The sequence below is a fragment of the Dyella sedimenti genome (assembly GCF_022760995.1).
GTDB classification, from domain to species: domain Bacteria; phylum Pseudomonadota; class Gammaproteobacteria; order Xanthomonadales; family Rhodanobacteraceae; genus Dyella; species Dyella sedimenti.
In genome coordinates, this window is record NZ_JAKWJO010000002.1 from 107,656 (window position 1) to 128,942 (window position 21,287).

Sequence of the window (21,287 nt, forward strand, 5' to 3'; positions counted from 1 at the left end):
AACCTCTGACGCCTCCCTTGGCTAGTACCTCAGGGCTTGTCTCCCCAGGATCGCTCGATGTCCACCATAAGGGCAGTCTGAAGGCCCCGCTGCGTCAGTGCAGCAACGTGAAATACGCGACCATGGCGTACACCATGACAGTCGCCTTTCCGACGATAAGTGGCTGCCCAGACCACGCTGTCCTGGGCAGCTGTGGCGTACGTCGCCGTGTAGTCGAAACCGTTGCCCGTGATACCGGCAAGCTCAGACATGGCCTCATCAGACATGGCATACCCCAATTCGCACCCAATTCGCACCAAATGCCATGCTGTCTTCTGGACGACTATCCATCTGTGCGGTTCCAAACATACACAGCCGTCGAACCGGCGTCGGTAAAACCTGACATGTCCGTGTGCCGCAAGCACGCCAACGGGCATACGTGTGCAGTCGGCACGGACGCCAGAGCTGAGGGGACGTCGGGACGCCTGGCAAAGGGGCGAGTCCAAAATGCGGTCAGTTCTTAGCCACCGCCGTGGCGCCAGTTGTCTGTACGAGTGCGGGGTAGCAATCAGCAATCATTAGAATCCGTAGGCAAGCATGAAGCTAGGCCAAAAAGATCGACTTGATGGCGTATGGACTTGCCATTCGCCGCAGCGGAGGATCTTGGGGCGGCTAGTCTGGGATGACTCCGACAGAGCGCCCATTGCTGGAAGAGAGATCGCCCGTTGCGGTTTGTGGAGAGGATCCAAATGACGATTCTACGTGGCGTGTTTGGCCCCTACAGTTACGAAGGCTCCTATACGACGCGTCGAGATTACGCAGTCTGGCGCGCACTGCTTTGGAGGGACGGCGAATTTCAAGGAGAAATGGGTGGTGAGCTACTGCAGGCTTCGCACATTGCAGTCCTGGATAGCGCTTTCATCCACGCCCTGGTGCAAAGCCGCATTGCTCCCTTACTCACATTTGGAGCGTAGCCGCCATGCGCTCGCCGTCGCCGCCCGGCTCTTTCTGTCGCTGACTTACCAGTGTTGTCTGATGATGACGTGACGCTCCGTAGCGCCATGAGTATGGGTATCGCGCAAAGGATCGTTCGGAAGGCAAGCAACGTCTGTCTTCGAGTGCGACTTCAGTCGGTCGACGCAGCACACTATGCCTCGTGAACTGTACAAGTGACTAACCTGTGGTCGCGGCAAGGAGATGGCGGACCATCAGCGCTTCACGCTGGCAACCGGTATCCAGGTCTACTTCTTCGACCCGCAAAATCCATGGCAGTGGGGATCGAACGAGAATACCAACGACCTGCTTCGCCAGTACTTCCCCAAGGGCGCGGACCTCACGGGCTAAACTCAGTGCCCTGGCTCGGGAGTTGAATGAGCGACCAAGGCCGAGATGCTCAATTTCGAAACACCGGCCGAATGATTCCAACAATGTGTTGCAACGACCGACTGAAGTCGCAAGCCTGAGCGGACATTCCTCATGGCTGGCCATCGATGCCGCAGTCGGTCGCTTGTGTTGGCTTATCTTCAGCTGCCATCCCTTCATAGCCGTGGCCTGCGCCAGATCACCATCATGTAACAACTACAAGCGCATGCTGCTTGGACGCTAGGATAGAAAGTCTCCTCCCTGGCAGACGTCTCAGTCACGCGGTCTTGTTCCTGACGCCCTCTGAGTACCTCTCCGATCTGCATTGGAGTCGCGGATTTTGTCCGCTATGGATCCTTGTCGCGGACCCCTAATAGTGAAATCGAATTATCATGTCCAACAACGAAGCCAGCCTCTCTAGCGCTGGTAGCAAGAAGCTCGTCGACACAGCGGCCGCCAGGCAAGGCGGCGGGCGATGATCAAGGGTGCTGCCGAAAGGTTGAGATACTTCTTCCGTCCGTTCCGCAGGGGCGAGTATCAGCATGCGCCCTCCATTGAAGAGCTACACCTCATGCATCAGGAGCGATCGCCACGGGCAACCAGCTTATGGCGCAAGTTTATTTACGCGCTCACGGAAATCGGGCGGCGGTAATGCATATGGCCATGACAAGATCGCAGCTTGTTGACGAGTTGCTTGCTCTGGATGAAGAGTTGCTCAGAATCGATGCTGATGGTGTGCAGGAGGAAGCGGTTCAAAAGACGCTTCAATACGCAGTGAATGCATCGACGCAGACCGTCGGTCAACGAGATTGACTCTGGTGGTGGGTCCAATTCTATGCGGTTATGGACCACCGAGCGGCGCGACTCGTTTCGCCATTGGCTGCGTGCGCGTTGCGTTGAGAAGAAGCTCAAGGCCGGGGCTGTTCCGTTCCGGTCTGTTTGTCTCTGTCACTTGGATGTGCCTTAGACCCAACGCGGATATCGGTACCCGCGAGCATTGGTGCCATCGTCTTCTGGCGTGTTCACGGCGTCGGGCGAGCCACATTGGCTATCGCGCATGGCGACGCGCGCTTCGGATCTCAAGACCTTAACGGTCCCGTTCCTCTGGTTGGCGTAGCGTAAATCCGCTCGGAGATTCTGGAGGACGTAATGCCTATCGGTGCCGGGTTGCAGCAGGACGACGTCAACTACCTGTTCTCGCTCAGCTACGGTGAGCTACTGAGCATGCCGCTGGCCAGTGCCGACCGCCTTATGGCTGATAAACTGATTGAGGCCGTTGGAACGCTGGACGGTGCCGCGGTTACCGGCCGGATGCTTTACAACGTGGACATCACGCGAAGGGGGCGCCTTATGGTGACTGCTGTTCTCGGTGGTCACGATAGGCGATTCATCGCACCGCATTCCTAGCTGACGATGGCAACATGGTACCCGTCACATGACGTCGAACGATATTCATTTGGTCGGTCATTTGGTTCTACCCGCGACGCTCCACCCTGTCGCCGGCGACGAGCCCATGTCGAAGCTCCACCGCCGCGACCTTGAACAGGTCCAGCTCAATCGACTCATGGTGCAGTTGCCTCGCCTGCTACAAGAGTTTCCCGATCCAGCGGACCTCTTGTCGGCCTTCGCCGGGCTGGCTGACTTGATTTTCGATGCTGCCGGGCCTGACGACCACGACTGGATCACCTGCCAGATCAACGCCATGTTGGAAGCTCGCGGAATACTCGTCCGCTAACGGCTCGGATGAATATCCATCTGGTGCGGGCACAAGCCCCGCGAGCCTTCGCTGGGCGCTCAAGGCTTCCTTGTGGTCGGCCACAAGAGGATGACTAGGCTGCCGGATAGGGCATGCGGTGACGAGTGCAGATCCAATCAATCATCCCCCGCACCCAATCCTCGTCCTCACGACTGGATTGCGCCAGGACATCAGAAAAGACCCCGTCGGTAGATTCAAAAAACTCCTTGTCCTTGGGGTATTTAGTACGCAACACAGATACCGTTACATCCACCCGGCTTAGCAAGCCGCGTAAATCTTGGCGTGACTTAGACATGGGTCTGCTCCTGCTGTTAAGGCAGAGATGGTTCGAGAGGTGTCTGCTAGATGGTGATTGGGGCAGCAAGGAGGATGATTCCACGCTCCCTGAGATCACTTTGCGCGTGCCGCTGTTAGTCCCATGTAACGAGACAGGGAAGGGCTTCGGTCTGCTTGGCAGGAGCGGGGCTCGGGGTTGGAGTTGCCTTCGTCTGCCAGAGATCGCCGATCTCTGCTTGAGTGCTACCCGGCTACTGGTACACCCCCGATTCCGTAGACACCTGATAGTGTCTATTGAGGATCGGAGGATCTATGACCAGCAAGCGTTTCACCGACGAGTTCAAGGCCGAGGCGGTCAAGCAAGTCAGCGAGCGTGGGTATCCCGTGGCCGAAGTGTCCGAGCGGCTGGGTGTGTCCGTTCACAGCCTTTATGCATGGCTTCGTGAGCGCGGCGTCAGCCGCGATGCGCGCAAGGCCCAGAAGGACGTTGATCTGGTGCAGGAGAACGCTCGACTTCGCGCCGAGCTGCGTCGCGCCGAAGAGGAGCGCGACATTTTAAAAATGGCCGCCGCGTACTTTGCCAAGGAGTAAGGGCGAAGTACGCCTTCATGCAGGCCCATAGCCAGCGGTTTCGCGTCGTCACGATGTGTCGTGTGCTCAAGGTCAAGCGCAGCGGTTACTACGCATGGTTGAAGCAACCGCTTGAGTTGCCGTTTGCGGCCAGATCCGGTCGATGGCTCGCTACGATCTAGGTGTCTCCGAGTTGATCACCTGTGATCAGTTCAAGTGATCAGCTCCAACAGTGTCTGCACTAGGCGCCACCACGTCGCTTCAGCGAGGTGCGCACCGTGTGCTTCAGATGTCCTACCTCGCCCGCAATTTCGGCGACACCTTTTCCTTTTCGGTGAAGGGAAAAGATCAACTCCAATGTGGTGTCTTTGACCCGCGGTTCGCCAGTTGTTGGGCTGACATGCGTTTCGCGGCCCCTTGCTTCTACGACAAGGCGAAGGCTTTTCAGCGCCTTCGATACTGCTTGCCGACTGACTCCAAGTTCCCTGGCGATGACTGCTTGCGACAGCCCCTTCTTCCACAGGGCGAAGATCCGCTCTTTCAGTGAACTGTGTTGAGACTTCGTGGATCGGATACGTACGAGCCCAGAGTGCACTGTGTCGTAGGCTGTCTTCCGCGTCTCCTGCTCATCCGCGCCGCGGGGAGCGGGAAATCGCAACCAGAGTTCCGACTCGACCATGCTCGTCATTGAAGCGAGCTCTCTCTGGAATGCTTTCTTGTAATAAAGATCCGCGCGGTATCGAGATCCCGGATCACTTGGGTTGTGTTCGGCGCAGAAGCGATCACTGATCCGGGCAACGCGGGCTGGCACGGGCCATGGCCAGCCCAGTTCCTTCAGTGCTTTTGTCCGGGCAGACACTCTCCAGCAAAGCTCGCAGAAGGCCTCTGATGGTCTTCGCTGCTTTTCGTCAGCCACCGCGCCGAAGTCAATGTCGAGCCCTCGTAGAGGCCGCCGGCGGCGCACGAAATCCAGGATGCTTCGCATCGTATCCAGCGAACCCACAATGCGCCTGGAGACGCTGTTCGTGACTTCGCCCGCTCGTGTCTTTTTGTCGATGCCTCGGATGACTTGTCGGACATTCTCATTCCAGACGGCCAGCCGCGCGATGCGCCAGTCGACTTCCGCAATCCAGTTGGGCCGGGTTGCTTCCTTCAACACAGATCTTCCGTCGGGAAGCACGCCCACCGGGCGGACTGGAGACCCAAGTTCCGACAAGTCCGGGGCAATAAACGACTTCACCGGCCTTTTGCCGAGTGGGATCCAAGGATGATTGATTGTGCCTTCCACCAGTACGTCTGAAAAAAGGTCTGGCAGGAGTCTCCGCAGGTCGGGCCAACTACTGATCAATTTCAGGATGCGCCCGAATGGTTCATCGAGATGACGTCGAAAGAGACCGCGGATTGAATATCGCCTCGAGGTCAGGCTGTGGGAAGGCGTGAGCGACGCGCGGAAGCCTTTGACGGCGAGTGCGAGTTCGGGATCACATCCCTTGAAGGGCCGGAGCAGTCGGACATCCATGTCGAACTTCTCCGCACGCGTGATCATCCGAGTGTCAACTTCTTTGTTCCGAAAATGGTCCTATTCTAGGCGTTCTTATCCGTAGCCTGCAATCACTCCTCCACATGGATTGATAGCAATGACAACCGAAGAGCTACTTATCAGTATCCACGGCCCATGCATGACACTTGCAGCGGTGGCGAAGGTACTCTGTCGAAGCGAAGCTGGGCTGAGAGTGTCCCTTGGCAGGGCCTCAGAGTTTTCCCGAAGGCTGCGTCTCGCGCGTGTTCGCTATGGGCGGAGGGTCCTGTTTAGGACAATCGATGTGGCCCGCCTTCTCAGCGAGCGGTTTGACGAGCAAGGTCACGGCGCTGAGCGGCTCACTGGATAAGTGCCATGAGTGACATCGTCGTTCTGCGACGGCGCCACAAGCGCCACTTCACCACACTAGACAACGACCTTATCCGAGATTCCCGTCTGAGCTGGAAGGCAACAGGTTTGCTTGTCTACCTCCTGTCCCTCTCGGAGACCTACAAGCTGCACATATCTAGGCTATCCAAGCAGAAGCTCGACGGCCGTGACTCCACGATGTCCGCCATCCATGAGCTGCAGCGTGCAGGCTATGTGACCATCGAGCAGTCCAGAGGGTGTGAAGGAAGGTATGGGACCACCGTATGGACCATTGATGACAGCGCCTGCAGCAGGGCCGGTAGCTCGGACTTTCCACCGTCAACGGAAAACCCGTTTACGGCCGAACCCCGCACGGTTGAGCCGGAACCGGAGACTCCGAGCCTAAGAAATACCAATACAGAAAGAACTTCTCAAAGGACTACTAGTAGTACGGATGCAAGCAATTTGGACGTGGGGATCGCTTATCCCCGGTCGCTGACAAATGACGAGCGCGATGCAGTCTGGAGTGTGGTCCATGACCTGCATCCCCGCGACGCTCAGGCGGTTGTGGATGAGCTGGCTGGAGCGATGGCCATTCCCGGTCGAATTGCGGGATCCCCGATCGAATACGCCAACGGCATCGCTAGGAAGGCCCGGGCTGGCGAATTTGTTCCACGCCTTGCAGTTCGCGTGGCCAGAGACCGGGTAGCTGCCGCAGAGAGGGAGGCTGCAAAGCGGAATGACCAACACAAGCGCGGTGAGCGAAGGGCGCCAACCGAGCAGACCCGGGAGCTCCTGAAGAAGACCGCCGCCCTACTTCACATCTCTGCCCCCGGTATCACGGCGAACTAGGGACTGAGCAACGAGATGACCGAGTGGGACTTACCGCATGTGGGAGGGCGTCCGGGGAGGCTGGCGGCACCCAGCACTCGCATAGTGGAACATAAAGGAATGCATGACACTTCGCCCAGATTCCCCTGTCAAATGGCGTTCTGAAGCCATTTGAAATGTCGTACAGCTAACGATATGTGTACGACAATTTGTACGACAGCTTTGAGGCCTCATCGACAGCTCGAGCCGTTTGGCTCCTGCACGAATTTTTCGGACTCCGGAAAAGTCCTGCGCTTCGCTTCGCCTCGCGTGAAATTTTCGGGCTCCGAAGAAGTCCCGCGCTTCGGTTCACCCCACGCGAAATTTGCGGACTTCGCAAAACAGTCCCCGCCCCGGTTCGCCCAATGCGAAATTTTCGGACTCCGAAAAGGTCCCGCGCTTCGGTGCGCGCCCGTTCAAATTGCGAATCACGCCCCAGTACGTCAGCGCGGCGCACAGAGCCAATAGTGGAACATAAAGGGCGTGCCACGTTTCGCGTATATCTGCCCGCCAAATAGCGTCACGAAGCCATTCGCGCTGTGCCACGGAAATGTCTGTGCGTAGCACAGTCTGTGCTACGGCCGAGGAGTGGATGGCGAGCGATCCCTGCGGCGAAATTTGCGGACTCCGCAAAAAAGGCCGCTCAGCGGCCCGCATCCTCTCGTTTCAAGGATGGCGCCGGCACTCCAGGCTTTCCGCCGCTTTCGTGTCGCGGATCGACAAGTTCCTGCAGGGTGATTTCGCCCTCGATGTAACGGCGAGCACGTTCTTCGGTCGCCTCGTCGGGCTTGAAGCCGGAGAGGCCTACATTGGCGCGTGCGCCGTCGACATGCCTCTGCCGGAGGGCGCGCTCTTCCAGAGTGATGGCGGGGAACTTGGCCATTGGAGTCTCCTATACCAAAGGTAGGGAAGTGCGCTGGGGTTGAGATAGCCGCGACGACACGGTCCTTGTCCGTCCGCTAGTCGACATTGGCCGGTGACTTGGAGTGAATGAAGAAGTCCACGCGGATGGCGCCACAGGCCACCTCGACGCCATTGTCGTTCTGGTCGATTACCCCAGCGTCGACGAGCGCCTGGATGTCGTCCTGGACGACATGGGTGCCACGCCTGACCATTCTGGCAATCTGGCCGATGCTAAGCGCTCCCCTGCCTGCCATCGACTCAAGTATCCGGACGCGGTTTTCCGTGAGGAGCCTTGCCAGGTCGGCTGCCTCCTCGAAGACCACGTAGTCACCCTGCTTCTCGCCCTTGGCGGCGGAAATGAAGCGTGTTCGTGATGCATCACGAGATGACACGGTCAGGGTCACGACACGATCGATCACGGCGAATCCCTCATTGCTTCACGGCATCTGTCAGGGCGAGTCGAGCGTTCGGCGATATGTGACTCAGGGTTCCGGGCTCCAGAGGAGGGTGCCAAAGCGGACGACTGCGAGAGCTACCTCTTGCGCAGATCATCAAGGCGGCTCACGAGGTCTTCGGCCCTCAGGTGCGTATAGCGCCTGAGCATCTGCATCGACTTGTGCCCGCTGATGGCGGCCACCTCCTGGTCGCTGAGTCCCCCTTCCACGAGTCGGCTCACTGCTTCGTGGCGTAGATCGTGGAATCTCAGGTCACCGAGGCCCAGCTGAACCTTTATGCCCAGCCATGCCTTGTTGAAGTTGTACGGTCTCCGTCTGCCGTCTCTTCCCGGCTCACCAAAAAATACGAGATCGCAGTCATCCGGTCTCACCGGATTCGCCAGTGCCGCTGCGAGGACGTCCTTGGCTTTCTGGGTGAGCGGAACGGTGCGCGCGTTGTCGTTCTTGGTTTTGCTGAGGCGGACAATGCGGCGCGTGATGTCGATCTGGCGCATGGTCAGGCCGGTGATCTCGGACGATCGCATGCCTGTCTCGATGGCTAGCTCGAAGATCCATCGGAGCATCGGGTTGGAGTACGCCGACACGGCGGAGCGCAGCCGCTTCTCTTCGCTGCTGGAGAGTCTGCGGTCACGCCCTTCTCCCGCACTTGGCTTCCTGACGCTGGCCACGGGATTCTGGACGAGGCCGATCCTCCACTCGCGGATCACCGTGTTGAAGAGGTGGCTGGCCAGCGCCAGTTCGAGCCTGACCGTGTTGGGCTTCTTTCCCGCCGCAATGCGGTGGTCGCGGTACTTGGCCACGAGTTCGGGACTGACCGCAGCGAGGGAGTACTTGCCGAAGAAGGTGCGGAGAGGCACCGCCTTGAGCCGTTCGGCGCGCTGCGTCGATTCCTTCTTGGTTGGCGTAACTTCGGCGAGATAGCGATCGAGCGCCGCTCCAAAATTCGTCCGTTCCGAGGGGCCGCGCTCGATGAAGACGCCGCGGACCATCTCGTCCTCGACGCGGCGCGACCAGTCCTCGGCATCGCGCTTCGTGCGGAAACTCTTCGCCGCCGTGGGCCATCCCTGCTTGCGGATGACTGCCTTCCAAGTCCCAGAGGGGGTCTTTACGAGGGTTGCCATGAAGCTGCCGCATCCCGGTGATGTACCGAAATTGTACCACAAGGCAAGGGACTTGCAGGCGATTTGGCCTTAAATCCTTGTGGCATATGGTGGGCCCACCAGGACTCGAACCTGGAACCAAGGGATTATGAGTCCCCTGCTCTAACCGTTGAGCTATAGGCCCGTGCGTGCCCCGCGTTGCGCGGGGTATGCATCTTAGCGGCAGGTGGCGGAGGCGTCGACTTGGCGAGTCAATGCGGTGGGCATATCGCCCCTCCTTTGGCACTTGTGGGCATGCAGCCCTGACCAAGGACACGGGTATGGGTAGGATGGGTGGGCTTGCCTGCATGGGACTCTCGCGTATGCCGCGTCGCCGAGTTGTTCGAGCTGTTCTTGTCCTGGCCTGTCTCATGCTCTGGCCCGCGTGGGCCTGGGCGCTGGGAGAAACGCCTTATGTGAGCACGTCGCCGGCCGGTGGCGCGTTTGTGCTTGCCCGGCATGGCGCGGCGACACCGCTGCTGGTCAGCGAGGCGGATTGGCCGGGGGTGGTGCGCGCGGTCGGCGACCTGGGCCAGGACATCGGCCGGGTGACGGGGCAGGCGGCGACGGTGGAGCACGGGGCCAACGCGGCGCAGGGCGAGGTCGTGCTGGTCGGTACCCTCGGCAGGAGTCCGCTGATCGACGACCTGGTGCGCCGGCACAAGCTGGACGTGAGCGGCATCGCGGGCCAGTGGGAAGCGGCGGTGACCACCATCGTGGAGGATCCAGTGCCGGGCATCCGCCGCGCGCTGGTGATCGCCGGCGCGGACAAGCGCGGCACGATCTACGGCGTCTACGATCTTTCCGAGCAGATCGGCGTATCGCCCTGGTACTGGTGGGCGGACGTGCGCGTGCCACACCAGGATGCGCTGTACGTGCTGCCCGGCCGCCATGTGCAGCCGGTGCCGGCGGTGAAGTACCGGGGCATCTTCTTCAACGACGAGGCGCCGGCGCTGTCGGGCTGGACCAAGGAGAAGTTCGGCGGCATGAACCACGCCTTCTACACGAAGGTGTTCGAACTGCTGCTGCGCCTGAAGGCGAACTTCCTGTGGCCGGCGATGTGGGACAACGCCTTCGGTACGGACGATCCGTTGAACCAGCAGCTGGCCGACGAATACGGCATCGTGATGGGCACCTCGCACGAGGAGCCGATGATGCGCGCCGAGAAGGAATGGACGTCCGGCCACCACGGCGCCTGGGACTACGCCACCAATGCCAGGGAGATCGGCGCCTTCTGGCGCGAGGGCATGGAGCGCAGCAAGCACTACGAGCAGGTGGTGACGCTGGGCATGCGCGGCGAGGGCGACACACCAATGTCGGCCGAGGCCAACACGCAGCTGCTGGAGCGCGTCGTGGCGGACCAGCGCGAGATCCTGAAGCAAGTGGTGAACCCGGACATCACCCGTGTGCCGCAGGTGTGGGCGCTCTACAAGGAGGTGCAGGGCTACTACGAGCAGGGCATGCGCGTGCCCGACGACGTGACCCTGCTGTGGTCCGACGACAACTGGGGCAACCTGCGCCGCCTGCCCACGGCGGAGGAACGCAAGCGCGCGGGCGGCGCGGGCATCTACTACCACTTCGACTACGTGGGCGGGCCGCGCTCCTACAAGTGGCTGAACACCATGCCGATCACCAAGGCACAGGAGCAGCTGCACCTGGCGCTGGCCTACGGCGCGGACCGGTTGTGGGTGGTGAACGTGGGCGACGGCAAGCCGATGGAGTTCCCCATCGAGTTTTTCCTGGACTACGCGCGCACGCCGCAGCGCTGGGACAAGGACCACCTGGACGAGTTCACGCGCCTGTGGGCCACGCGCGAGTTCGGCCCGGCGCATGCCGGCGAGATCGCGACGGCGATCGAGCAATACACCAAGTACAACGGATGGCGGAAGCCGGAGCTGGTCGATCCATCCACTTTCAGCCTGGACAACTACCACGAGGCGGATCGCGTGGAAGCGGCATGGCGCACCCTGGCCCAGCGCGTCGACGCGCTGGCCGACAAGCTCCCTGCCGACGAGCGGACCGCATACTTTGAACTGGTGCAGTACCCGGTGGACGCCAGCGCCAACCTGGTACGGACCTGCATCACCGCCGCCCGCAACGCGGCGGATGCGCGCCTGGGCCATCCGAAGGCCAATGCCGAGGCGGACGAGGTGCGCGCGCTGTTCGCCAGGGACGCGGCGCTGGGCGACGCCTACAACCACCTGCTGGACGGCAAGTGGGACCACATGATGGACCAGACCCATTTCGGCTATGTCAGCTGGCGCGATCCGCCGGTGAACGTGATGCCGGCGGTGAGCTGGATCCAGGTGCCGCAGGCAGGATCGCTGGGTGTCCGCGCGGAGGATGAAGAACCCACGCCGAAAGGTGACATTCCGCTGGGCACCATCGATTCGGTCGCCAACGAAACCCGCACCCTCACCTTGTTCGATCGTGGCCGCACGCCGGTGGCCTATACGATCGCGGCCGACGCGCCATGGCTGCTGCCCACGCGCCAGGAGGGCACGCTGGGCGCCACCGAACAAACCGTGGTGTTGCGCGTGGACTGGAGCAAGCTGCCCGCCGGCACGGAAAGCGCCACGGGAACGGTGAGCGTCCGCTCGGGCGACGGGAAACCGATCCGCTACACGCTGCGCGCGCTCAGGCTGCCGGTGACCCGCGAGAACGCCACGGGCTTCGTGGAGAGCAATGGCTACGTGGCCATCGAGGCCGCCGACACCACGACGCGCACCGCGGATGGCAAGGAGGCCGATGCCCCGCATTGGGTCGAGCTGCCGGACTATGGCAAGACCCGCTCGGCCATGACGGTGTATCCGGTGACGATGGCGAGCGACACCGCTTCGGCAGCCTCCCTGCAATACCGCATGTATCTCTATGACGATGGCGACCTGCAGCTGCAGGCCACGCTGGCGCCCACGCAGAACTTCGTTCCAGGGCGAGGACTGCGCTTCGCCGTTTCCGTGGACGACGGCCCGCGCACGGTGGTCGATACGCTGGCGCGCAACAGCAAGGAGGACTGGGCGCGCAGTGTGGAGGATGGCGTGCGCCGCGTGACGCTGCCGCTAGCCATCGCCCGGCCCGGATACCACACGCTGAAGATCTGGGCGGTCGATCCCGGCGTGGTGCTGGAGCGGCTGGTGGTCAGCCGTGGGGAGCCCAGGCCCAGCGACCTGGGACCGCCGGAGAGTTTTCATCCCGGGCATGTCGCTGGGCGTTGAGGTGGACGCAAGCGGCGTGCGCCGGCCTATCGCGTAAACAGCGAGAGCGGCACCGCCTCGCCCATGGCGCGGTAGCCAGCCGGCGAGGGATGCAGGTGGTCACCGCAGTCGTCGCCGGGGCGCAGGCGGTCGGGGTGCCGCGGATCGCGCACCACGGCGTCGAAGTCCACCACCGCGTCGAAGTGGCCCGGCGCGCGGATCCACTGGTTGATGGCCGTGCGGTCGGCTTCGGTCAGCGCATCGGGATGGTAGTAGTCCGAACCGCCGAACGGCGTGATGGTCGCGCCGGTCACCTGCAGGCCGTGCGCGTGCGCGCGCAGGATGATCTGCTGGTAGGCGCCGATGATCCGCCGCACCAGGCGCTCATGCTCGGCGACGGGCGCGTGGTCCATGCGCGCCAGCAGGCCCAGGTCGTTGACGCCCTCGAACACGATCAGCCAGCGTGCACCGGCAGGTGCGAGCACGTCGCGGTCGAAGCGCGCCAGTGCGTTCGGTCCCAGTCCATCGGTCAACAGGTGGTTGCCGCCGATGCCCTTGTTCACCACGCCGACGTTGCGCGTGGCGGGCGACGCCAGCAATCGCGCGGCCAGCACGTCGGTCCAGCGATCGTTGCCGTTGGTGGTGGCGCCGTGCCCGTCGGTGATCGAGTCGCCCAGCGCCACCACGGCGGCCGTGTCCGCCGGGGCCTGCACGTCGATCTCGGCAAGGTGGTACCAGTGCTCCACCTTGCGCGGCGCGACCAGGTTGGCCGCGCCGGTGGCGTCGCCATGCACGTAGTAGGAGGTGGCGCGCGAGCCCGGGTGCCCGGTCTGCACCGCCGGCGCCTCGTCCAGGTGGAAACTGACCGCCAGGTTGGACAAGGCCGGCAACGGATAGTCGACCGGGTCGGAGCTGTACTCCGCACCGGGCGGGACGATCACGTCCGGCGCGCCGTCGAAGCTCAACGCCTTGTCGCTGGCCGGGTCGATCGCCGGCGAGTCCGCCGCCAGCGGCCGTGCGATATGCGCGGAAGTGACGTGCAGCGGCGTGGTGCCGAAAGCGTTGGATACTTTCACGCGCAACGTCTTGCCGCCGATCGACACGTGCACGATCTGGCGCAGCGTGGCATCGCGCAGGTCGGCGGTCGGCAAGGCGTTGTGCGGTTCCGGTACCTGCTGTGCCGCACCCCAGGTGGCCACCCAGGCCGGCGGCGCGTCGGCCGCATGCACCGCCGAACCGCCCCAGGCCGCCGCAAGGCACAGACATCCAAACATCCGCCAAGCCTTTTTCATGCAGGTAGATCCGTTGTCGTTGGTGGAAGGCCGCAAAGACGCGGGCGAGCATACCAGCCGGGCCCGCTCCGGCCGCCTTGCAGTGCCGCATGCGCTCTTGCTCGCCTTCTTCTGTCAGCGAATGCCGCTTCGATAGCGGCGCTTGATGCGTATCAAGACCTTGCCTTCGCGAAAGCGAGACGGTCGGGAAAGTCTTCAAGACCCACCGCGTGGCGGGCAACAAAGACGCTTTCGCAAGTTCCTGGAAAAGACCCCGCATGGTGGACAAGCACTACCACGACATCGACGTCCTCGAGGCCGCCAGGCAACGCATCCGCCTGGTGTTCGAGCATTTCGAGCGCGTGTGCGTGGCATTCTCCGGCGGCAAGGACAGCTCGGTCACCCTGCACCTGGCATTGGAAGTAGCGCGCGAGCTGGGGCGCGGGCCGGTGCACGCCTTGTTCATCGACCTGGAAGGGCAGTACCGGCCGACCATCGCGCACGTCGCGGAGATGTTCGACCGCCCGGACGTGCGGCCGTGGTGGATCTGCCTGCCGATCAACCTGCGCAATGCGTCGAGCCTGCGGGAGCCGTACTGGTGCGCGTGGGAGCCGGGGCGCGAGGCGGACTGGGTGCGGCCGATGCCGGCGCATCCGTCGGTCGTCCGCGACCCGGGCTTCTTTCCGTTCTATCGCTACCGCATGGAGTTCGAGGAGTTCGTGCCCGCCTTCAACGAGTGGCTGGCGCAGGACGCGAGCACGGCCTTCCTGGTCGGCATCCGCTCGGACGAATCGCTCAACCGCTATCTCGCGGTCAAGCGCCGCGCGCGGGTGAAGAAGTGCGCGTGGACACCACCAGGCGCGGAGGCGGCGGTGACCTGGAGCGCGCGCGACATGGCCGGCGGCCGGGCGGTGACCTTCTTCCCCATCTACGACTGGAAGTTCGAGGATCTGTGGCGCTACACCGGCGAGCACGGCCACGCCTACAACCGCCTGTACGACCTGATGCATCGCGCCGGCGTGCCGTTCTCGCAGATGCGCATCTGCCAGCCCTACGGCGACGACCAGCGCAAGGGCCTGGACCTGTTCCACAAGCTGGAACCGGACACCTGGTTCCGCGTGGTCGCACGCGTGGCCGGCGCCAACTACGCGGCGCGCTACTGCCGCCAGCGGCTGCTCGGCTATCGCGGCGGGCTGGGCCTGCCGCCTACCTTCGGCACCTGGCGGCAGTACAGCCAGTTCCTGCTGCACAGCATGCCGCTGCCGCTGCGCAGGGTTTACCTGCGCCGCATCGAGCGCTTCATCCAATGGTGGTCGCGGCACGATTATCCGCTGGGCAAGTGGCCGGACGCGGGCATTCCGGCGCTGGAGAACCGCAAGGCGCAACCTTCCTGGCGGCGCGTGGCGCTGTCCCTGCTCAAGCTGGACATGGCGCGCTCGCTGTCGTTCGGCTTCGCCCGCCGCGATCTCGATGCCCTGGCGGGCAGCGAGGAGCACACGGCATGATCCGCCTGGAAGATTGCGAGTTCGTCGCGTGGCGCTCGATCGACGACGAGGCGGCGTTCTTCGCCCAGATGGGCCGCTTCTTCGCCAGCGCCACGGTGCGGCGCGAATGCGGCGGCTATCCGCTGAACGACGGACCACGCTACCGCTGGCTGGTCGTGCGGCACAAGGGCGCGGCGCGCGTGCTGGGCTTCGTCAGCATGGAGATGCAGGCCGACCTGGTGCGCATCCGCGAAGGCTACGTGCGCGCCGAGGCCCGAGGCTGCGGCCTGTTCCGCGAATTGCGGCGCCGGGCGCTGGAGGACATCGACCGGCTGGGACTGGACTGCGCGATGCGGGTGCCACAGGCATGCGTGCCATTCCTGGAGCCACACGGATTTCACGTATGCAGCACCCGGGGACGCTGGGTGAGCTTGGAGAGGAAAGCGCATGCCGCAACCAGCCAGCCTGATGGAACGCGCCGAGGCACTGTTCCGCGAACTGGATCCCCTGCCCTTGCCGCAACGGGTGGAAGCCCTCAACCATCTTCGCCGGCTGCTGCATGAGCACAGCCCGTTCGCCGGCGAGCCGGTGGATTGCGTGCAATGGGTGCCGGGCGAGCAGGTCCAGGGCAACGACTACAACCCCAACACGGTGGCGCCACCGGAGATGAAGCTGCTGGCGCTGTCCATCGAGGCCGACGGCTTTACCCAGCCCATCGTGGCGCATCCCGAGCCTGCCGGGCGCTACGTGGTGGTGGATGGCTTCCACCGCCAGCGCGTGGCGCGCAAGCCCGGCCCCATCCGCCAGCGCCTGCACGGCTACCTGCCGGTGGCACTGGTCCGCGGCGAACGCGGCGACATGGCGGACCGCATCGCCGCCACCATCCGCCATAACCGCGCGCGCGGCGTGCACGGCGTGCTGCCGATGACCGATATCGTGGTCGCGCTGCTGCAGGCGGGTTGGAGCGAAGGCGAGGTGGCCCGGCAACTGGGCATGGACGACGACGAGGTGCTGCGCTTCAAGCAGGTATCGGGGCTGCCCGAGCTGTTCCGCGACCATCCGTATTCGAAGTCGTGGGATTGAGGGCCGGGAGCACCCCTCCCCTGCATGCAGGGGAGGGAGCGAACCCCGCCGCGATGGAATATCCTGAAGCCTCTCTGGGAAAATCATGGTCGATACGTGCGCGAACTGATCGAACGCTACCTCGCCGCCTACAACCGCATCGACGTGGAGGGCATGCTCGCCACCATGCATCGCGAGGTGGTGTTCGAGAACTACACGGCCGGCGTGCTCAGCGTGCGCACGCAGGGCCTCGCGGAACTGCAGCTGCTGGCGGAGCGCTCGCGCTACCTGTTCGCGGCGCGGCGGCAGGTGATCGTGGCCTATGAGGAACGCGACGGCCTGGCCACCGCGCACATCCTGTTCGACGGCACCTTCGCGGTGGACCTGCTCAACGGCGTGCGCGCGGGACAGTCGATCACCCTGAACGGGCGCAGCGAGTTCCGCCAGCGCGACGGGCTGCTGTCCTATATCGGCGATTACAGCGAATAGCCCGCCGCGCGCGCCTCGGCGCGCAGGCCGTCGTGCTCGGCGCGGCGCAGCAGGGCGTGGCGCCACTGTTGCTGCTGCGACGGCGTGCCTTCCACCAGCCATTGCGGCTTGCCGGCCACCAGCGCGGCCACCGGCACGCCGTCCTCGTAGAGCACGCGCGTGCCGGCCACGGCCGGCAGCTTGCCGCCGGGCAGCACGGTGCCCACCAGGTTGAGCGGGTCCGAGCCGCTGACGCCGACCAGTTCGCCATGGGCTTCCTGCTGGCGCACGGCGCGCAGCCGGGCAACCGCCTCGGGCAAGGCGAACTGCTCGCCCACCAGGCCTTCCACGAAGCGGCCGCCGCGGATCTCGCCACGCGCTTCCAGGCGATGGTAGACGCGCAGCAGTTCGCGCCAGCTCGGCAGCCACGACGCCTCGCGTTCCAGCAGTTTCCAGAACACCACGCCGTAGCGGCGCAGCAGGGTGCGGGCGACGTGTTCGATGGGATCGCCATCCGTGGGCGGGATACCGGCAGGTTCTCTCTTTTTGCCGCCTTCAGGCGGCTCATTGGCCCCGGCGGGAAGATCGGTACGCGGGCGCACCAGCGACCAGCGGCCGGCGTCCTCGATGCCGGTGAGCATGTGGCGGCGCAGGCGGCGATGGCGATGGGCGTCGCGCTTGGCGGCGGGCACCAGCAGGGCGCGCAGGCCGGCGAAGCTGTCGGCGGTGATGCGACCGGCGGCGACCAGTTCGCCGAGCGCATCCTCCAGCTCGGTGCGCAGCAGATGGGTGGCATCAAGCAATTCGTCGAAGAACAGCGCGCCGTGGTCGCGCAGGGTATCGAGCACGGCCTGGGCGCGAGAGGACACCAGGATTTCCTGCGTGCCTGCATCACGGGCGGCGAGGCCGGTCCACAGCAGCTGGCTGCGGCGCGGCAGCAGCACGATGGGCGTGGCGCGCACCGGGCCGCCGCCGCCACCGCTGCCGGTACGCAGGCGGCTCCAGCTGACGCGGCCGGCACGACATAGCTCGTCCAGCCAGCTGATGGCGTAGTCGTCGATGCGCGTGGGCAGCAGTTCGGTCTCCCAGGCGCCGGCGGCCGTCTCGTAGCCTTCCAGTTGGGCAAGCACCGCCGGCAGCGCGTCCGGGCCGCTGAGGCGCGCGCCGGGCGCCACGTGCTGCCAGTCGAACAGGAAGCGCATCAGGTCGCGGCGGCTGACCGGCTCGATCTCGCGGCGCAGGCGGCCGATGGTGTAGCGGTGGATGCGCGCGAGCAGGTGGCGTTCGCACCATTCCAGCTCGCTGATGCCTGGGGTGAAGTGGCCCTGCATCACGTAGCCTTCGGATTGCAGGCGCAGCAAGGCCTGGTCGATGTCGCCAATGGAAACGCCAAGCGCGGCGGCCAGCGCCGGCACGGTGACGGGACCCAGGCCGGTCAGGCGGCCGCGCACCAGTTCGAGCAGGGCGTCCTCGCGGGTCCAGGGCTGCGCGGCGTATTCGGCGGGCGCGGCGATGGGTGGATGCAACGTGGCATCCGGATGAACGGCCTGCCATTTCGGGAGGGATTCGGCGGTGGTCCAGAAGGACGACTGGGGCGAGGTTACCCCCTCACCCCAACCCTCTCCCCTGTGGGGAGAGGGAGTAAAGCGGGTGGCGCGATGGTTCTTCGCGAGCGACTTCAGCCAGCCGTTCCAGCCTTCGTTGGCGTCGGCCTCGGCCTGGGTGACGCCGCCGAGGATGCCCAGCGCCTCGTGCATTTCGTCGGCGCTGCGTACCTCCGGCCATGCTTCCCCGCGCACGGCGTCGATGGCCTCGGGATCGAGCCGGCCCAGGTCGTCCGTGCTTTCCGGATCGGACCAGCGGCGCGACTGCACGGCCTGGGTGCGGCGTTCCTCCAGCGGCGCGTCGTCCAGGTAGGCGTACGGCGCGGCGTTGAGCACTTCGCCGGCCAGCGGGCTGGGCGCGGCGAGGTCGCGCGCCACCACGGTGATCGAGCCCTCTTCCAGGCCGCGCAGGACGTGCAGCAGACCATCCGTATCCATCGCCTCGCGCAGGCAGTCGTGCAAGGTCTGGTTGACCAGCGGATGGTCGGGAATCTCACGCTCGCCCACGATGTTCTCCAGGCAGGCGACCTGGTCGGGGAACACGGTGGCGAGCAGGTCCTCGCTCTTCATGCGCTGTAGCTGCGGCGGCACCTTGCGTCCGCCCTGGAAGCGCGGCAGGGCCAGCGCGGTGGTGGCGTTCCAGCGCCAGCGCACCGGGAACAGCGGCGCATCGAGCAGGGCCTGCACCAGCACGTGCTCGGCGGAATTCGAATGCAGGTACCGGGCCACCTCCTCCAGCGGGAAGCTGTGGCTGGTGGACAGCGACAGCACGATGGCGTCCTCGGTCGCCGCCGCCTGCAGCTCGAAGTTGAACTGGCGGCAGAAGCGCTTGCGCAGCGCCAGGCCCCAGGCGCGGTTGATGCGGCTGCCCCAGGGCGTGTGGATGATGAGCTGGGTGCCGCCGGTTTCGTCGAAGAACCGCTCGAACACCAGCGTGGACTGCGTGGGCAGCACGCCCAGCGCGGCCTTGGCCGCCCCAAGGTAGCCGGCCAGTTGCTGCGCCGCCGCCTCGCCCAGGCCCAGCGTGTGTTCGAGCCAGTGCAGCAGGGCCGGCATGCCGCCTTCGTCCAGGCGCGTGGCGATTTCCTCGCGCAGGCGCGAGACGCCGTGGGAAAGCTCGTTGCTGCGGCCCGGCGCCTCGCCCAGCCAGAACGGGATGTTCGGCGGCACGCCGTGGGCATCTTCCACGCGCACGCGGTCGCGCTCCACGCGCAGGATGCGGTAGCTGGCATTGCCCAGTTGGAACACGTCGCCGGCCAGGCTCTCCACCGCGAAGTCCTCGTTGACCGTGCCGATGATGGTGGCCTGCGGCTCGAGCACCACCAGGTAGTCGGCGGTGTCGGGAATGGCGCCGCCCGAGGTGATGGCGGTGAGCCGGGCGCCACGCCGTGCGCGCAACTCGCCGTGTACGGCATCGCGGTGGATATACGCCGCGCGAGCGCCGCGCCGGGTGGTGAAGCCCTCGGCCAGCATGCGCACGGTGGCGTCGAACGCGTCGCGCGGGAGGTCGCGGTAGGGATGGGCGCGGCGGACCAGGTCGTACAGCGCGTCCTCGCTCCACTCCTGGCAGGCCACCTCGGCCACGATCTGCTGCGCCAGCACGTCCAGCGGCTGCGGCGGCTGCACCAGCGTATCCAGCTCGCCGCGGCGCACGCAGTCCAGCAGCGCGGTGCATTCGACCAGGTCGTCGCGCGTGGTGGGGAACAGCCGCGCCTTGGGCGTGCCGCCCACCGCATGGCCGGAACGGCCGGCGCGCTGCAGGAAGGCGGCGATGGAGCGCGGCGAGGCGATCTGGCATACCAGGTCGACGTCGCCGATGTCGATGCCCAGTTCCAGCGAGGCGGTGGCCACCAGCACCTTCAGCTCGCCCCGCTTGAGGCGCTGCTCGGCATCCAGGCGCTGCTCCTTGGCGAGGCTGCCGTGGTGGGCCGCCACCACCGCCTTGCCCAGGCGCTCGGACAGGTGGCGCGACACGCGCTCGGACAGGCGCCGCGTATTGACGAACACCAGGGTGGTGCGATGCGCCTGCACCAGTTCGGCGAGGCGGTCGTAGACCAGCGCCCAGCAGTCGTTGGACATCACCGCTTCCAGCGGCACCGGCGGCACCTCGATGGCGAGGTCGCGCTCGCGGCTGTGGCCGACGTCGACGATGCGGATCGCGTCGAGGCTGGCGTGGGAACCCACGAGAAATTTCGCCACCTCCTCGATCGGCTTCTGCGTGGCCGACAGGCCGATGCGCAGCAGGCGGCGCTGGCACAGCGCTTCCAGCCGTTCCAGCGACAGCGCCAGGTGCGCGCCGCGCTTGCTGGAGGCGAGCGCGTGGATCTCGTCGACGATCACCGTGCGCGTGCCCGACAGCATCGCGCGGCCCGACTCCGAACCCAGCAGGATGTAGAGCGACTCGGGCGTGGTGACCAGGATGTGCGGCGGCTGCTTGCGCATCCATGCCCGCTCGGCCTGCGGCGTGTCGCCGGTGCGCACGGCGGTGCGGATGTCCACGTCCGGCAGGCCCAGCTTGGCCAGTTCGGCGCGGATGCCTTCCAGCGGCGCTTCCAGGTTGATGCGGATGTCGTTGGACAGCGCCTTCAGCGGCGAGACGTAGACCACCGTGGTGGTGTCCGGCAGCTGGCCGCCGTTGGCCACGCCCTCGCGCACCAGCCCGTCGATGGCCGAGAGGAAGGCGGTCAGCGTCTTGCCCGAGCCGGTGGGCGCGGCCACCAGGGTCGGATGGCCGGCGCGGATGGCCGGCCACGCGGCGGCCTGCGGCGCCGTGGGCGCCGCGAAGGCGCCCTGGAACCAGGCGGCGACGGCGGGATGGAAATCGTGCAGTGGCATGGACTTGAGTGTGGCGCAGCGGCCTCTCACCCGGTGCGATATGGGGACGGGGCGGCCGGATGGCAACGCCGCGGAACCGCCGTGGCGCCGTTTCTGCCGCACCGCAACCCACGTCCGCGTGGCGTTCATGCAGAATGCGGCCTTTCACCTCGAGGGGCGCGAAGTGAACCA

Annotated in this window: 16 protein-coding genes, 1 tRNA gene and 2 pseudogenes; 11 read left to right on the forward strand and 8 right to left on the reverse strand. The window is 64.7% G+C overall.

What is annotated here, in order from left to right:
- Window positions 1-1,152 precede the first annotated feature (1,152 nt).
- The 4 genes and pseudogenes from MJ605_RS05730 to MJ605_RS05745 all read left to right on the forward strand — a co-directional run.
- Window positions 1,153-1,398 (forward strand): annotated as a pseudogene (locus tag MJ605_RS05730) (IS30 family transposase); the annotation flags it as partial.
- A 549-nt stretch (window positions 1,399-1,947) separates the two neighbouring features.
- Complete coding sequence (locus MJ605_RS05735; protein WP_201315202.1) at window positions 1,948-2,154, forward strand: hypothetical protein; 207 nt, start codon at window positions 1,948-1,950, stop codon at window positions 2,152-2,154.
- Window positions 2,155-2,490: 336 nt separating this feature from the next.
- The gene (locus tag MJ605_RS05740; protein ID WP_243040104.1) at window positions 2,491-2,748 is read left to right on the forward strand and encodes a hypothetical protein; all 258 of its coding nucleotides are present in this window, start codon (window positions 2,491-2,493) and stop codon (window positions 2,746-2,748) included.
- Window positions 2,749-2,776: 28 nt separating this feature from the next.
- Complete coding sequence (locus tag MJ605_RS05745; RefSeq protein WP_243040105.1) at window positions 2,777-3,076, forward strand: hypothetical protein; 300 nt, start codon at window positions 2,777-2,779, stop codon at window positions 3,074-3,076.
- Window positions 3,077-3,170: 94 nt separating this feature from the next.
- Here the strand turns inward: MJ605_RS05745 and MJ605_RS05750 are convergent, their stop codons facing one another.
- A complete protein-coding gene (locus MJ605_RS05750; RefSeq protein WP_201315199.1) occupies window positions 3,171-3,392 on the reverse strand; it encodes a hypothetical protein in 222 nt (73 codons plus the stop codon).
- Window positions 3,393-3,685: 293 nt separating this feature from the next.
- Here MJ605_RS05750 and MJ605_RS05755 point away from each other — a divergent pair.
- Window positions 3,686-4,074 (forward strand): annotated as a pseudogene (locus MJ605_RS05755) (transposase); the annotation flags it as partial.
- 110 nt (window positions 4,075-4,184) lie between these two features.
- Here MJ605_RS05755 and MJ605_RS05760 read toward each other — a convergent pair.
- The gene (locus MJ605_RS05760; RefSeq protein WP_243040106.1) at window positions 4,185-5,489 is read right to left on the reverse strand and encodes a helix-turn-helix domain-containing protein; all 1,305 of its coding nucleotides are present in this window, start codon (window positions 5,487-5,489) and stop codon (window positions 4,185-4,187) included.
- Between the two features lie 348 nt (window positions 5,490-5,837).
- Between MJ605_RS05760 and MJ605_RS05765 the strand changes: the two genes are divergently transcribed.
- Window positions 5,838-6,683, forward strand: a complete 846-nt coding sequence (locus tag MJ605_RS05765; protein ID WP_243040107.1) for a hypothetical protein — start codon at window positions 5,838-5,840, stop codon at window positions 6,681-6,683.
- Window positions 6,684-7,344: 661 nt separating this feature from the next.
- On the opposite strand, the gene MJ605_RS05770 is transcribed toward MJ605_RS05765, so the two are convergent.
- The 4 genes from MJ605_RS05770 to MJ605_RS05785 form a co-directional block, all read right to left on the reverse strand.
- The gene (locus tag MJ605_RS05770; RefSeq protein WP_243040108.1) at window positions 7,345-7,584 is read right to left on the reverse strand and encodes an antitoxin VbhA family protein; all 240 of its coding nucleotides are present in this window, start codon (window positions 7,582-7,584) and stop codon (window positions 7,345-7,347) included.
- Window positions 7,585-7,660: 76 nt separating this feature from the next.
- Window positions 7,661-8,023, reverse strand: a complete 363-nt coding sequence (locus MJ605_RS05775; RefSeq protein ID WP_243040109.1) for an HVO_A0114 family putative DNA-binding protein — start codon at window positions 8,021-8,023, stop codon at window positions 7,661-7,663.
- Between the two features lie 113 nt (window positions 8,024-8,136).
- Entirely contained in the window at window positions 8,137-9,180 is a 1,044-nt protein-coding gene (locus tag MJ605_RS05780) for a tyrosine-type recombinase/integrase (RefSeq protein WP_243040110.1), read from the reverse strand.
- 87 nt (window positions 9,181-9,267) lie between these two features.
- Window positions 9,268-9,343: transfer RNA gene (locus tag MJ605_RS05785), tRNA-Ile, on the reverse strand.
- 271 nt (window positions 9,344-9,614) lie between these two features.
- On the opposite strand from MJ605_RS05785, the gene MJ605_RS05790 reads away from it, so the two are divergent.
- A complete protein-coding gene (locus MJ605_RS05790; RefSeq protein ID WP_243040111.1) occupies window positions 9,615-12,413 on the forward strand; it encodes a glycosyl hydrolase 115 family protein in 2,799 nt (932 codons plus the stop codon).
- Window positions 12,414-12,439: 26 nt separating this feature from the next.
- On the opposite strand, the gene MJ605_RS05795 is transcribed toward MJ605_RS05790, so the two are convergent.
- A complete protein-coding gene (locus MJ605_RS05795) occupies window positions 12,440-13,666 on the reverse strand; it encodes an SGNH/GDSL hydrolase family protein (RefSeq protein WP_243040112.1) in 1,227 nt (408 codons plus the stop codon).
- Between the two features lie 275 nt (window positions 13,667-13,941).
- Between MJ605_RS05795 and MJ605_RS05800 the strand changes: the two genes are divergently transcribed.
- The 4 genes from MJ605_RS05800 (at window position 13,942) to MJ605_RS05815 (ending at window position 16,698) form a co-directional block, all read left to right on the forward strand.
- Window positions 13,942-15,168: a DUF3440 domain-containing protein gene (locus MJ605_RS05800; RefSeq protein ID WP_243040113.1), complete on the forward strand. Its 1,227-nt coding sequence runs from the start codon at window positions 13,942-13,944 to the stop codon at window positions 15,166-15,168.
- Entirely contained in the window at window positions 15,165-15,710 is a 546-nt protein-coding gene (locus MJ605_RS05805) for a GNAT family N-acetyltransferase (RefSeq protein ID WP_243040114.1), read from the forward strand. The genes MJ605_RS05800 and MJ605_RS05805 overlap by 4 nt, the downstream gene beginning before the upstream one ends.
- Window positions 15,595-16,230: an IbrB-like domain-containing protein gene (locus MJ605_RS05810; protein ID WP_243040115.1), complete on the forward strand. Its 636-nt coding sequence runs from the start codon at window positions 15,595-15,597 to the stop codon at window positions 16,228-16,230. Before MJ605_RS05805 ends, MJ605_RS05810 begins: the two co-directional genes overlap by 116 nt.
- 96 nt (window positions 16,231-16,326) lie before the next feature.
- Window positions 16,327-16,698 (forward strand): nuclear transport factor 2 family protein, encoded by a 372-nt coding sequence (locus tag MJ605_RS05815; RefSeq protein WP_243040116.1) that lies wholly within the window; start codon window positions 16,327-16,329, stop codon window positions 16,696-16,698.
- Here MJ605_RS05815 and MJ605_RS05820 read toward each other — a convergent pair.
- Complete coding sequence (locus MJ605_RS05820; RefSeq protein ID WP_243040117.1) at window positions 16,686-21,116, reverse strand: DEAD/DEAH box helicase; 4,431 nt, start codon at window positions 21,114-21,116, stop codon at window positions 16,686-16,688. The two genes, MJ605_RS05815 and MJ605_RS05820, sit on opposite strands and share 13 nt — an antisense overlap.
- Between the last annotated feature and the right edge of the window lie 171 nt (window positions 21,117-21,287).

Coding starts and splice junctions, on each gene's coding strand:
- MJ605_RS05735 (WP_201315202.1), top strand. CDS start 1,948: ATGGCGCAAGTTTATTTACGCGCTCACGGAAATCGGGCGGCGGTAATG.
- MJ605_RS05740 (WP_243040104.1), top strand. CDS start 2,491: ATGCCTATCGGTGCCGGGTTGCAGCAGGACGACGTCAACTACCTGTTC.
- MJ605_RS05745 (WP_243040105.1), top strand. CDS start 2,777: ATGACGTCGAACGATATTCATTTGGTCGGTCATTTGGTTCTACCCGCG.
- MJ605_RS05750 (WP_201315199.1), bottom strand. CDS start 3,392: ATGTCTAAGTCACGCCAAGATTTACGCGGCTTGCTAAGCCGGGTGGAT.
- MJ605_RS05760 (WP_243040106.1), bottom strand. CDS start 5,489: ATGATCACGCGTGCGGAGAAGTTCGACATGGATGTCCGACTGCTCCGG.
- MJ605_RS05765 (WP_243040107.1), top strand. CDS start 5,838: ATGAGTGACATCGTCGTTCTGCGACGGCGCCACAAGCGCCACTTCACC.
- MJ605_RS05770 (WP_243040108.1), bottom strand. CDS start 7,584: ATGGCCAAGTTCCCCGCCATCACTCTGGAAGAGCGCGCCCTCCGGCAG.
- MJ605_RS05780 (WP_243040110.1), bottom strand. CDS start 9,180: ATGGCAACCCTCGTAAAGACCCCCTCTGGGACTTGGAAGGCAGTCATC.
- MJ605_RS05795 (WP_243040112.1), bottom strand. CDS start 13,666: ATGTTTGGATGTCTGTGCCTTGCGGCGGCCTGGGGCGGTTCGGCGGTG.
- MJ605_RS05800 (WP_243040113.1), top strand. CDS start 13,942: ATGGTGGACAAGCACTACCACGACATCGACGTCCTCGAGGCCGCCAGG.
- MJ605_RS05805 (WP_243040114.1), top strand. CDS start 15,165: ATGATCCGCCTGGAAGATTGCGAGTTCGTCGCGTGGCGCTCGATCGAC.
- MJ605_RS05810 (WP_243040115.1), top strand. CDS start 15,595: ATGCCGCAACCAGCCAGCCTGATGGAACGCGCCGAGGCACTGTTCCGC.
- MJ605_RS05820 (WP_243040117.1), bottom strand. CDS start 21,116: ATGCCACTGCACGATTTCCATCCCGCCGTCGCCGCCTGGTTCCAGGGC.